The organism is Chryseolinea lacunae, assembly GCF_016735595.1.
Lineage (GTDB): Bacteria > Bacteroidota > Bacteroidia > Cytophagales > Cyclobacteriaceae > Chryseolinea > Chryseolinea lacunae.
Genome location: NZ_JAERRB010000012.1, coordinates 75,155 through 88,158 on the forward strand (window position 1 = coordinate 75,155; position 13,004 = coordinate 88,158).

Below are 13,004 nucleotides of genomic sequence, written 5' to 3' on the forward strand. Positions count from 1 at the left end.
TTATAATAGAATGCGCTTAATCAAACAATGTTGGAGAGGTTGATATCCGGAACCACGAGGTAGAATTTTTTGTCGGCCGATTCGCCGGCAATCATCACGTCTGCATCATAATGAATAACGACACCTGTTTTGCTTCTCACGTTGATGCGAATGATATCATTTTGTATTTTCAATTCGGCTGCACCAATCTTGTCGCCCGAAATTGTGCTTCTCATCTTAGCCGTTCTTCCCAACAGCTCCTGGGGTTCTTCTCCATTATAGCCCATGGCGTCATACACTTTGATCAACGGTTTGGTGGCATACCGGGTGATGATGTAGGTGACAAAAAAAACGGGTATCAGAATGACAACCGATTTCCAACCCCAGTCTGCCAGCCCCAGAAATACGGACGACGTTAAGGTGATTATCCAGGCGAGAAACTTAAAAACGGAATAGACCACCATGAACGGCACCTTGCCGATGTTCACAAACTCCAATGCTTTTTGAAAGACAGACTTGTCTGCACTAACATCATCGCCATCGGCATCAACATCGGTGTCGATGTCCGCTCCGTGCCCCGGCAAATCGCTATCCACTCCCGAATCTCCAAACAGGTCTCCGGCCACGAAGGTGATTATCCAGTAGATCGTGGTCACGCCAGTGAGAATGGTCATGATGGCATTGCTCAGCGGATGAAAAAGCAGGTGTGTTATACTCGACATCGGTATTTAAAGTGAATGGTTAACCGGTTTACAATATGCCTAATTTTTCTTTGATGGCCTGAAGATCTTTTTCAATAGACAAAGAATCGTTTTTCAGCAGGCTGTTCAATTCTTCTTTCTTGCTATTGCTGTCGCGCGAAATTTCGCCGTAGGCTTTTGCAAGGGCTTCCTGGTCGTCTACTTTTGCTTTCATGCGCTCGAGCATGGCGATTATTCCGTTGCTATCGACCTGGGCTAGTTGTTTGTTTACCTGCTCGGTTGCCTTGCTCACTTTTGCCCGGGCCGTTAACGTCCGCAATTCCTTTTCCCACTTCTCCATGTTCTCTTTCAGAATTTCGGTATTGCGCAGCATTTCCCTCGACGATTGCTGCAACGCAACGGCCTGCTGCCCGATCTCTTCCGATTCCAGATAATATTTTTTATGGAGCGTCAGCGCTTCACGCGCCAGGTCTTCAGCCTTAACCAGGTCGACCTGACCAGACTGAGCTTTTTGCATGATCAATATAGCCTTTTCCGCATAACTTCTGGATTCCTGCTGGCGCTGAAGTTGATCATTTTCCGTGCGGATTGCCAGGGCTTTCACTTTGGCATAGGCCTCTGTGGCTTGCGACAGATCGTTGCGCAGTTCGCGAAGACCCTGTTCTGTCATTTTAATGGGATCTTCCATTTTATCGACCGCGGCGTGGATTTCGGCTTGTCCTATCCTGAAAAGTCTCTTGAAAATATTCATGACTGATAATTTTTAGGTTAAAACCAATCGTTGTATTCTGAATTATAGCTTCGAAAAATCGATGATCTGTTGCGAGAACTCACTCAGCAATAGTCCGAGGGAGTTTAGGGCACTCTCAAATTCATTGAAGTCGATGTTCTGAAGTTGCATGGTGTAGCGAAACAGCACCCGGTCGCCTTCTTCATTAATAACAAAGCCGCCGTGAATGGTGTCCCTGTTTTTTTGCAGCAATTTTTTGAACATGTCCAGGTTGTCTTCCCGGAAAGAGAAGAGAAACTGCTCCATAATAAGGATGGGCGGTGCAACGCCGAGAATTAAATTATGAATGCCATCGGATGGGTTATCGATCTTGAGAATGCCATTCTGCTCATTTCTATACAGAATTTTGCAGTTCAGGCGGAGTGCGAAATCTTCGATAATCTCAAAATGCTTCATGAGCGTAGTTTCTGCTGACCAAACAAATCTACCGACTACTTTTTACAATTGCAAAAATATTTAGCATTGTGATAATCAAAATTACAATTAACTTTGGCTACATGACAAAGATTGGCGCCAACATCAAAAAGATCAGAACGACCAAAGGGCTTAGTCAGCAGGCATTTGCGGAGTTGTTTGAGCTAACCCGGGGGAATATTTCTTCGTATGAGGAAAACCGGGCGGAGCCGCGCATTGAAACTGTTATGCAGATTGCCAATCATTTTTGCATACCCCTGAACCAGTTTATTACGCAAAGCCTGTCCATACACGAGATCCTGAAGTATAACGGCGACAAGCTGATCGAGGATGAAAATCACATCATCAATCTTCAGCTCCGGCAAGTTCCCTTCATCAACGACACGATCTATACAAAATGTAGTCGCCATGAATTGTCGTTTACGGACTGGGATAGTTTTCCGAAACTGGTCTTGCCCGAACCAAACAATCAGAAAATGCTTGCGTTGCGTTTCAACCCCAACATTTCGCACCACGAATCGCTTCCGCAGTACCAAATGAACGACGTGTTGATTTTTGACGAGGTGACCCAACAGAACATTCACCTCTGCCAGCACAAGACCGGCCTCTTCACGGCTGAGCGTGAAATCATGATTGGCCAGTATGAAATAAAGGACGAGAAGATTGATCTTGTCTTAAGCGATTTCAAGCGCGAGCGATTTGAGTTCAAGTATACACAGCAGTTTTGGAAATTGTTTGCGGTGTATCAGCATGAGAAATGACGGATTCTCTCTACAAGGCCATCTTCAAGCGTGGGGCATTCCTTCCGGCGAATTGAACACAACTGGCCTTTCATATACAACCACAATCTTGTTCTTAGCAATAAGTCTTTGCTCAATTGCCTGCACTGCCTTAACTTGATCCGAGTCAAGCATCGCCGCTTTGATCATGCGACAAAGGTGTGCCTTTTGGGGTTCGTAGTCGCGGTTGTAAATCACAACGTACTGGTTAAGCTCGGCGCTCAAATCGTCGATAAGTGTTTGGTCGGCTAGGGTGGGCATCCACAACACATTCAGATCAACGGAGTCTGTTTGTTGCTCCGTCAAAAAAGCCAGCAAGGGGTATGCCTTGAAAAGTCTCGGATCAACAACGTGTTTGGAATTCTTATCGGGCATTTCCTGTCAACGTTTTTCCAAAATACAAACTCACGGCGTTCGGACGATAGTCGCCAAATTGTTCGACAACCTCGTAGCCCATTTTCCGGTAGAATTTTATTGCTGCGTGATGTAATCTTCCCGTCTCAAGATAGACTGAATGGATTGCGCGACCGGCGGCATACGTTTCTAACGCACTCAAAATTTCTTCGGCCACGGACAGGCCGCGGTGGGATTCTTCCACATACATTCGTTTGATTTCTCCGTAGCCATCCAGCACTTTGATGGCACCAATGCCCGCGAGCTCTTCATGCGAGAATGCTCCCACCATGAAGGCGTTGTTTTTTATCAACGACTCCGGTGGTTCCAGGTTGCACGCCTCTATGCCGTATAACGCGATTTGATAGCGATTCAGTTTGTCGATGAGCGCCACTACACCCGCATCGGTTGGAGCGACCTGTTTGATCGTCAGGAGGCCTGGATTTTTCATACTGCAAAGAAACGTAGCCTTCTGAAAAATGGATGCGCGCTTTTTCAGATATACTCCGTTGTACGGGAGGCAATGAATGACGGCAATTTAAAATTAACGGCATTGGTTACAACGCCGCGACAAAATGGCTTTAAACATCTGCAGAATTGATTACCTTAAAACATGATTTCAACGAGACTGCAACTTGTTTTACGACGTGCCCGCAGGTTCAAGACCTATTCTTTTATCAACCTAGGCGGGCTGGCGTTAGGTTTTGCTTCATCCATCGCCATTCTTCATTTTGTTGCCGGCGAATTTTCCTACGACACGTTCCACCGTTTGCCCGACAACGTTTATCGCCTCAACACCCTAACGCAGACGCCCACCGGCACGCAAGTGCATGCCGCCGGAACACCGCTGCTGGCCCCAACGCTTATGACTGATGTTCCCGAAGTTGAAGCGGCCGTGCGGATGCGGCATGCCGACGATGTGCTGGTTGAAATTGGCGACAAGCGGTTTCACGAAACCAAGGTGTTTTATGCCGATTCAAATTTCTTTAAAGTCCTGACCTTTCCACTTGCAAAAGGAAATCCAAACACAGCATTAAAAGATGTCAACACGGCCGTGATCACCACGGCCTTTGCCCGGAAGTATTTTGGAGATGAGGACCCCATTGCAAAAACAATCACCGTAGACAACATCCTTGTGGAAATACGAGGCGTGACGCTTCCCGCAAAAAAGTCTCATTTCGATTTTGATGTCCTGATCGCATTTGAAACATTTGTCCCGCCCAAAGGCATTCCCATCACACTGAACAGTTGGGAGTGGACATCCTTTCCAACCTATGTCAGGCTGCGCGAGGGCGCCGACGTGGCGAGCGTTGAGAAAAAATTTCCCACGTTCATCAAAAAGTATCGCTCGCCCGAAGACGCGGAAAAAATCAACTATCAACTGCAGCCCATCAAAGACGTGTATCTGCATTCACGCAACATCCTGGAGCGCGATGGCATTTCCACGAAGGGAGACTATACCTACACCGTGGGGCTTGCGGCCATCGCGGGCGTCATCATGTGCATTGCCTGCTTCAATTTCGCCAACATCTCCACGGCGCTCTCGCTCTATCGTGTGAAAGAAACCGGCGTTAAGCGCGCATTGGGATCAAGCCGGTGGCAGGTCTTTTTTCAATTCATCTTCGAGTCTATGCTCAATGCCGCGATCAGTCTTTTGCTTGGGCTCATCGTTCTGCAAGTGGGCATCGCCTGGCTGACAAGTATGCTCGGCGCCGATTGGTCGTTGACCCTGGCGACGCATCTTCAGAGCCTGCCCCTTTATGCCGCCCTTGTAGTAGCGGTGGGCTTTGTGGGTGGCCTCTATCCCGCAGTTTTTCTATCGCGACTAAAACCACAGCTGGCGTTGAAGGCAAAAAGCAGTCTTCCGCAGGGAAGCGGCAAGTTGTCGTTTAAGAAGGCCGTTGTTGTTTTTCAATTCTTTGCCACGGCTGTGCTCATTGCCGCCAGCCTCTGCATCAAACGGCAGATCGACTTTGTGCAATCAAAAGATCTTGGCTACACCAAAGCGGGTATTGTTGTGTTTCACATTCCCAACGAACAGATGCGCAAACTCTACCCAGTGCTGCGAAACAAGTTCACCGAACATCCGGGTGTCCGGAGTGTATCGGCGAGCAGAGATTTGTTTGACGGTCAGCAGGCCGCCACCGATGTTTCGGAAGTGGGAAGTTCGGAAGCACCACACCCCATAAACCTGTTTCGAATGTATCCGAATTTTGTGGAAACTACTGGAATGGAGCTGGTGATGGGCCGATCATTCACCGAACCCCTTACCGACAGCAGCGGATTTATTCTGAATGAAGCTGCCGTGAGAATGTTTGGCTGGGACAAAAAAGATGTGATCGGGAAAAGACTTTCTTCCTACAGCCAAACCGGCGAAGTTATTGGGGTGGTGAAAGATTTTCACTTCACCAGTCTCCACGCCGAGATTGCCCCGTTGATTATGCTGGTGCCGAAATCAAAAATCGAATATCTGTATGTGAGCGTAGCCGCGGGCGATCTGACCAAAACGCTCACTGCGCTTGAATCGGACTGGAAGGCCATTGCGCCTCATCTTCCATTCGACTATATGATGCTTGATGAACACGTTGACCAGATGTATCGGCAGGACAAACGGCTTTCCCAATTGATCTTTATCTTCTGCGGCTTGTCGGTTTTCCTCGCTTGTCTGGGACTCTACGGAATCATCTCATTGATGGCGGAAGCGCGGACCAAAGAAATCGGCATCCGAAAAGTTTTGGGGGCTTCGGTATCGGCCATCACCGCGCTGTTGTCGGGAGAATTTATGCTGCTTGTGTGCATCGCTGCGACGATCGCCTTGCCTGTCTCCTACTATTTTTTGGATCAGTGGCTTAACGATTTCGCCTACAGGATTGCTGTGCCGATCGACATTCTCATGCTGTCCGTGTTGTTGTCGGCAGTGCTCGCCGGGCTTGCCGTGAGTTTCAGATCCATAAGGGCCGCGAGGGCAAATCCGGTTGATTCAATAAAAAGTGAGTAACAAATGACAAGCAAAAAAGCACGGCAACTGTGTCGTGCTTTTTTTGACTGTCTCTCCCACTCTACTGCTTTGTGATTTTCAAATCCTTGAAATATCCGATGGTCCCAATGTCAACCCACAAGGCAACGGTGCCGTGGGTCGTTTTCCCTTTCATTTTCTCTACCACAAAGGTTGAATATTTTTCGTCGTTGATGTAGAGGTAAGCTTTTTCTCCCGTCACTTCGATGCGCATCGTGATCCATTCGTTTAAGTCAACCGGCGCTGTGGTTTCGTACATGCCGGGGGCTTCCTTGCGCAGGCGATCAAACTTGAAGTCGGGATAGGCATAATATTGAACCGCGCGGTTTCTGAAGGACTGGTTGTCTGACCTTCCCACCTTGGGCCGGAGATAGATGGATTCATAGGCCGAGTCGTTTCCATCGATCCGGAATGCCACGCCGATAAATCCCTGGGCAAATTGAAATGGCGATGGATTTTGAATCTGGCTCAGCATCTTCACTTCGATGACGCCGTTTTGAAAATCGATGTCTTTCAGCCTGACATAAGTGGGTTCGTCTACGGTAGATTCCAACCGGTTCACATCGAAGGGCAATGCTTTCAGGTCGCGTTCAACTTTCATCACGTGTTCGCCCTTGAGCGTAACAACCGAAGCCGTCACGTTTTTCGCTTCAAATTTCAGGTTCTGAAAAACGATCTCCTGTGCAAAGGAATTCATGATGCCTAAAATGAATGCCGCTAAAAAAAAGAAACCTGTTGTTTTCATAGACGATGGCGTGTTGTTTAAAATTGATGTAGCGAAATGTAACCTAAACGGCCTGCTTCAGTTCGGCTTTTGTGACCGGTTTGCCCAGGGCACCGAACTCATGCAACTCGCCAAACACTTCCATTCGGATGGACTGGTCAATGCCTCCCAGGCGAACGGGTTCGAAGCCGCTGTCTACCACGAGTTCTTCTATCGTCGCGCTCACGTCGCTGTGGTCGGTGGCATAAAACAAAACGTTGGCTGGACGCTTGTGGGCAGCTGCCGACAACGACGCCGCACCCAGCGAGCCCAGGGCCTTCACAAGCTTTGTTCCCTTGGGAAGAAGCCCGGCCAGAATTTGACCGGCAGACTCCTGCGCGCCGATGATCTTTTTGAAACCTCCGTTGCCATCGGGCGCAATGGGGTTGGATGGATCGACAACGATCTTGCCTTGCAGTTCGGTGGCGTATTGTGCGAACAGTTCCTGAATGGTGCTGAACCACACGGCCATCACAACGATGTCGGCTTCCTGAATGGCCGATGCTACGTCGGTTGCCCTGACCAGGCTTCCCAGTTCTTTCGCGATCGCCTCTGCGTCCTCTCTGCGGTGACTGGCCACGATCACTTCGCGCTTGCCTTTTGCCAGGTTGGAAGCCACCACTTTTCCGATATTTCCCAAACCGATGACGGCTACTTTTGATTTGTTTGTTGACATATACTTTTTCGTTTTGTTGATGAATGATTGTGATGCAAAGGAACATCACACCACCCGATCGCACCAATGACCTGGTTTAAGAAAAAGTATTGATCTAGTTTAAGACTACTTGTCGCCCTTTGCCATGCGGCTGCGTATCCGGCTCAAAAATTCGGGTGTTATGCCCAGGTAGGCGGCGATCTGAACTTGCGAAAGACGGTTGAGCAAGTGTGGGTAAGTTTCCAAAAAGAGCTGATAACGTTCTTCGGCCGTGGAGCTGAACAGCTGGCCCATGCGCTGTTGCTGCATCATGAAATGATTTTCCAGAAGCACACGGAAAATACGGTCGAACTTGGGAGCCTTGAGGTAGAGGTCAATGAGATCGGTGTGGTTGATGCGCAGCACCATGGTGTCTTCCAGGGCATCGATGTTCAGCTTGGCCGGGGTCTTCTTGTGAAACGACGTGAGGTCCAGAATCCAATAGTTTTCGGTGGCAAACTGAAGGATGTGGTAGACCCCATCGTTGTCGACCATGTAGAGACGAAGACAGCCGCGCACCACAAAATCAAAATATTCGCAGACCTGTCCGTGCTGCAACGCAAATTGTTTCTTTATGAAAAGATGCGGATGAAACTTTGCCCTCACAAAATCCTTTTCGTCTTTGCTCAACGGGATGAGGCGGTCAAAATAATCAAGCAGGGGTTGAACTGTGGTCGTTGTGTCTGGCATTCGTATACCTCTCGAAAGTAAAGGTAACACATTTTACCAAGGGGCGATTGCCTCGGCAAACCGTCATCCTGCAAAAGGCTTCTCCGCGAAGTTCACCTGCTCTTCTTCTTTTTGGCAAACTGCTCGTCGATCATGGCCGCTTCGAATAGCAGGGCGCGGATCTGGTTGTCGTCGATGTCGGCAAGCTTTTTAAAGTACATCATGTACACCTGCTTGCGTCCTTCGGCCAGCAGCACGCCGTCGTCGTTGGCCATCAGGTTGCCCTGGCTGAAACCGAGCGCCACTCCTTTTGCTTTCTGCTTTTCCAGATTTGCGTTTCGTTCCCAAACCATGGAAGGCGGCCAGATGAAACAGATCAGCCGGTTGCGCGTGTAGAAGGGCATGACCTGATTATCGTATGCCTTCTCTGTGGCGTTGGGGATACATTCGGCGACGAGGGCGCGTAGCCTTTTCACCAACACTTGCTCATGGCGCGGAAGGGTGGCGATCATCTGATCGATGTCAACTGTCTTTGCAGGTGCGGGCATGGTCTATCAAATCTAGTGAGCATTTCGATTTGATCATTCGATTTCTGTTGTTATTTTGTTGTGCGCGACAGCCCACAACGCAAAAAAGTTGACACCGAAATCATTCATCGCCTTAACCATTTGAATGTATGATGCGGGTGCGATTTTAGTAGACAAACATGACGAACAGCCGTCATACTTTTTTTACTCCTTTTTACGATCTGCTGAGAGTCCCTTCAAACAACATCTAACCACGAGACTCTAGTCTTGCCGTTGGCTGCGACCGTCGTTTGTGAAACCGTTTGGCCTTTTGAGCACAAAAAAATGTTAACCTATTGACAATCAAATAGGAATATGTAGGAGAATCCCAAAAATCCAGCTTGCAAAATTTTATTGAAACATGTTATCCGAAAGAATGTCGTTACTTAAATTTTAGCGTTCTTTGCAACGTCTATACGTTGCTAAATCTATATGCGGTTAGCCCCCCTACTCTTATTCCTGTCATTTCACGTGATGGGCCAGAATACTTCCGGCCTGCGGTTTATCAAAAACAATGGTCAATGGAAAGAAGGCACTGATTTCCAAGCCCAGATTCCCGGCGGCCGGTTAGGCGTTTCTGCAAAAGGGTTTTCGGTTTTGCTCCTCGACATGGAGAAAATTGAACACCAACATTTGGCCAATCATGGTGACATTAATGAATCTGACGGCCAATCGGCCGACGAGCCCATCGACGGGCACTACTTCCAGATCAATCTTCTCGGCTCGAACCCACATTCAAAAGCTATCGTGGAAACGCCACTGAGTGGCTACTACAATTATTTTCTCGGCACTGACCCCAGCCGTTGGGCCAGTCGTGTGTTGGCTTATGCGTCCATTCTATATCCGGAAGTTTATGCCGGGATAGATTTCCGCGTGTCGTCCGTTGGCAACAATTTGAAATACGATTTCATTGTGAAACCCGGCGCCGATCCATCGCAAATCAAAATTGAATACAGCGGTGTAGACGGCGTTGAGCAATTAGATACTGAATTAAAAATCAAAACCGCACTTGGGTCGCTTACCGAACTGGAACCCTATTCTTATCAGGGCGCGGGCAACACCAAACAAACCGTGGCCAGCCAATACCGACTGCGCGACAACATTGTTTCCTTTTCTTTTCCGTCGGATTATGATGCAAGCCAAACGTTGGTCATTGATCCCCTGTTGATTTTTTCGACCTACTCCGGCTCTACTGCCGACAACTGGGGCAGCACGGCAACGCCCGGCGAGCATGGCACGTTGTATTCAGCAGGCGTGACGCGTCAGAATCAGGGTGGTTTTTTCCCCGCCACGGTGGGCGCGTTTCAGACCACCAACCACGGCAGCTTTGACATGGCCGTGATAAAATATGATTCGGCCGGAACAAAATTTTTGTATGCCACACACCTGGGCGGCTCCAACAACGATTCTCCCGAAAGCCTTGTGGTAGACAAAGTTTCGGGCGATCTGATTGTGCTGGGCATTTCGAGTTCGCCCGACTACCCCACAGGCGCTGGCTCTTTTGACAACACCTTCAATTTCGGCACAACCGTTTTTAATCGCGTGCTCAACACCAACGATCAGTGGGACATCGTGGTAACACGACTCTCGCCCACGGGCGACAAGTTGATTGGCTCAACGTATCTGGGTGGCGCGGGCAATGACGGACTGAACCTTCCCAAACAATCGGACGGCCCCCTGGTGGTGAACTATGGCGACGAGATGCGCGGCGATGTGATTACGGATGAGTCGGGTCATGTCTTCATCACTTCCGTGACTTCGTCAAGCGACTTTCCCATCGTGAATGGCTTCGACAATTCTTTTGGTGGTGGCACCACCGATGGTGTGGTGGTTAAGCTGGCGCCGGATCTGTCGTCTATTGTTTGGTCGAGCTATGTGGGCGGATCGGGTTTTGATGCCGCCTATTCCATAAAGTTTGACAACGACAAAAACCTTGTGCTGGCCGGTGGAACCACCAGCGTAGATTTCCCGGTAACGGTGGGCGCCTATCAAACTGTTTTCAACGGCATTGTGGATGGTTGGATTGCGCGACTGAAACCCGACGGCAGCGCCATGGTGAACGCCACCTTCACGGGCACCACATCGTTTGACCAGGTTTATTTTGTGGACCTCAATGCCGCAGGAAATATATTTTGTTATGGACAAACGGCCGGCCACATGCCCGTGACGGCAGGCGTGTATCACAACCTGAACAGCGGACAGTTTCTTCAAAAATTCTCACCCGACCTAAGCACGTTGCAATTCTCAACCGTGTTTGGCTCGGGCTCAACCAACGGGTTGATCATACCCAACATTTCGCCCACGGCCTTCCTGGTGAACGACTGCAACAACATCTACATGGCAGGCTGGGGAGGCTTTGTGAACTCAAGCTCTCAAACCGGTTTCTGGCAAAGCTCTACGGTGGGCATGCCGATCACCACCGATGCCTATCAAAAAACGACGTCGGGTTCTGATTTTTATTTCATGGTGTTGAATGGCGACGCCAGCACGCTGGTGTATTCAACCTACCTGGGCGGCAACACTTCGAAGACGCATGTGGACGGTGGAACGTCGCGTTTCGACAAGTATGGCATCGTGTATCATGCGGTGTGCTCGGGTTGTTCGTTTGGCACGCCCAACGATTTGCCTGCGTCCGATTTTCCCACCACGCCAAATGCCAAGTCGCGTGTCAACCTCAGCGGGAACTGTAACAACGCGGCCTTCAAATTTGATTTGTCTTCGCTCAGGGCTGTGTTCGACACAAACAATGTCGCGTTGACGATGCCCGGGTTCAACAACGTTTGTTATCCCGATCCCATTGTGTTTCAAAATTTCAGCACCGGCGGAAAAACCATTACGTGGGATTTTGACGACGGCACCATCCTCAACCAGGTGGACACCGACCCCCGCGATGTTACCCATAAATATCAGCAGCAAGGTGATTATAAGGTGAAGTTAAAAATACGTGACCTCAGCACGTGTAGCCAGACCGATTCAACAACCAGGGTCATTCATTATTTCAAAGACAACATCCGCGTGAAAGACGACGGTATGATGTGTGAAGGAAGTAGTTTTCAGTTGTCGGCGAGCGGCGGTGTGCGCTACACCTGGATCAGCGAAGACGGAACATTCACCTCGGGGCAGCCCTCTCCTTTTGTTCAACCGACCCGCGCAACAACTTATTTTGTTACCGTGGTGGATGGCAATGGCTGCTCCAAAAAAGACACGCTGAACGTTGGCTTCATTCCGAATGTCCGCGCCGTGCTTCAAAACTTTATACCCGGCAAAGACGATGTGTGTTATCCCGACATTGTGCAGTTTAAAAACCTCAGTGTGAATGGCGAGTATTTTGTTTGGGACTTTAACGACGGCACAACACCCCTGCAAATAAAAGATCCCATAGACGTGGTGCACGAATTCAAACAACCCGGCGTCTACAATGTGAAACTGAAAGCATCCAATCCCAACAGCTGTAACCTGGATGATATTGCCATAAAAACCATTCACTATTACAAAGAACAAATTGAAGCTGTTGACGATGGTGAAATATGTGAAGGCACAGCATTTCAATTGAGGGCCACGGGCGGAAGTGTGTATGCCTGGTCGAGTGAAGACCGCAGCTTCACATCGTCTAATGCCACAGCGTCGGTGCAGCCTGTGCAGACCACACGCTATTTTCTGACGGCAACCGATGCGCATGGTTGTGTGGGGAAAGACACCGTGCAGGTATCGGTGGTGTCGCGTGTTGAATTGCAATGGCAACATCGCCTCATTGGCAACTGCGTAGACCGCCCTTCCGTCGCGGTTCAAAACCTGAGCCCCGCTGCGGACGATGTAACCTTTCGTTTCGACTTTGGCGATGGAACCGTTTCGACCGATGCCGAAGCAGAACACTTCTATGAAAAAGACGGTGTGTATTCCGTGAACTTCAGGGCGCAACGAGAGTTTTGTTTTTCCGAAGAAACCGTACAACTGTCGGTATATACACTGATGGTGCCAAACGTGTTCACACCCGAAGGCTCAGCCGGGCTCAACGACAATTTCGAGATACGCTTTGGACCTGAAGGACTGGCGCCGGCCGATGTCGGGCTGCCCGTGCAGTTGACCGTGGTGGACCGGTGGGGCAAAAACGTATTCGAATCATCGGACTATAAAAATGATTGGAATGGCCATAGCCTGGCCGCCGGTGTATATTATGTTCATCTCAAGGTCGGAGACCGGGCTACTTGTAAGAATTGGTTGCACATCGTTAAGTGATAGT

12 protein-coding genes are annotated in these 13,004 nt (G+C 49.2%); 3 read left to right on the top strand and 9 right to left on the bottom strand.

Annotation, left to right across the window (positions count from 1 at the left end; translation table 11 throughout):
* Nucleotides 1–20: 20 nt before the first annotated feature.
* Genes JI741_RS25845 through JI741_RS25855 form a run of 3 tightly spaced genes read right to left on the bottom strand, consistent with a single transcriptional unit; the run spans nt 21 to nt 1,866 of the window.
* Nucleotides 21–701, bottom strand: coding sequence for an OB-fold-containig protein (locus JI741_RS25845; RefSeq protein ID WP_202014484.1), 681 nt, complete (start codon nt 699–701; stop codon nt 21–23).
* 28 nt (nt 702–729) lie between these two features.
* Nucleotides 730–1,431: a PspA/IM30 family protein gene (locus JI741_RS25850; RefSeq protein ID WP_202014486.1), complete on the bottom strand. Its 702-nt coding sequence runs from the start codon at nt 1,429–1,431 to the stop codon at nt 730–732.
* 42 nt (nt 1,432–1,473) lie between these two features.
* On the bottom strand, nt 1,474–1,866 hold the full coding sequence (locus JI741_RS25855; protein WP_202014488.1) for a YbjN domain-containing protein: 393 nt from the start codon (nt 1,864–1,866) through the stop codon (nt 1,474–1,476).
* A gap of 101 nt (nt 1,867–1,967) precedes the next feature.
* Here JI741_RS25855 and JI741_RS25860 point away from each other — a divergent pair, with 101 nt between their 5' ends.
* Entirely contained in the window at nt 1,968–2,645 is a 678-nt protein-coding gene (locus JI741_RS25860; protein ID WP_202014490.1) for a helix-turn-helix domain-containing protein, read from the top strand.
* A 24-nt stretch (nt 2,646–2,669) separates the two neighbouring features.
* On the opposite strand, the gene JI741_RS25865 is transcribed toward JI741_RS25860, so the two are convergent.
* Entirely contained in the window at nt 2,670–3,038 is a 369-nt protein-coding gene (locus JI741_RS25865) for a hypothetical protein (protein WP_202014492.1), read from the bottom strand.
* The gene (locus JI741_RS25870) at nt 3,028–3,507 is read right to left on the bottom strand and encodes a GNAT family N-acetyltransferase (protein WP_202014494.1); all 480 of its coding nucleotides are present in this window, start codon (nt 3,505–3,507) and stop codon (nt 3,028–3,030) included. The genes JI741_RS25865 and JI741_RS25870 overlap by 11 nt, the downstream gene beginning before the upstream one ends.
* A 162-nt stretch (nt 3,508–3,669) precedes the next feature.
* Here JI741_RS25870 and JI741_RS25875 point away from each other — a divergent pair, with 162 nt between their 5' ends.
* Entirely contained in the window at nt 3,670–6,054 is a 2,385-nt protein-coding gene (locus JI741_RS25875) for an ABC transporter permease (protein ID WP_202014496.1), read from the top strand.
* A gap of 61 nt (nt 6,055–6,115) precedes the next feature.
* Here JI741_RS25875 and JI741_RS25880 read toward each other — a convergent pair whose 3' ends face one another.
* From JI741_RS25880 to JI741_RS25895, 4 genes are all read right to left on the bottom strand, one after another.
* A complete protein-coding gene (locus tag JI741_RS25880; RefSeq protein ID WP_202014498.1) occupies nt 6,116–6,817 on the bottom strand; it encodes a LamG domain-containing protein in 702 nt (233 codons plus the stop codon).
* A 43-nt stretch (nt 6,818–6,860) separates the two neighbouring features.
* The gene (locus tag JI741_RS25885) at nt 6,861–7,511 is read right to left on the bottom strand and encodes an NADPH-dependent F420 reductase (RefSeq protein ID WP_202014500.1); all 651 of its coding nucleotides are present in this window, start codon (nt 7,509–7,511) and stop codon (nt 6,861–6,863) included.
* Nucleotides 7,512–7,616: 105 nt separating this feature from the next.
* Nucleotides 7,617–8,219 carry a Crp/Fnr family transcriptional regulator gene (locus JI741_RS25890; protein ID WP_202014502.1) on the bottom strand — a complete coding sequence of 201 codons (603 nt, stop codon included), beginning with the start codon at nt 8,217–8,219 and terminating at the stop codon, nt 7,617–7,619.
* 92 nt (nt 8,220–8,311) lie between these two features.
* Complete coding sequence (locus JI741_RS25895; RefSeq protein ID WP_202014504.1) at nt 8,312–8,746, bottom strand: DUF1801 domain-containing protein; 435 nt, start codon at nt 8,744–8,746, stop codon at nt 8,312–8,314.
* 450 nt (nt 8,747–9,196) lie between these two features.
* Between JI741_RS25895 and JI741_RS25900 the strand changes: the two genes are divergently transcribed.
* Entirely contained in the window at nt 9,197–13,000 is a 3,804-nt protein-coding gene (locus JI741_RS25900; RefSeq protein ID WP_202014506.1) for a DUF7948 domain-containing protein, read from the top strand.
* Nucleotides 13,001–13,004: the final 4 nt, after the last annotated feature.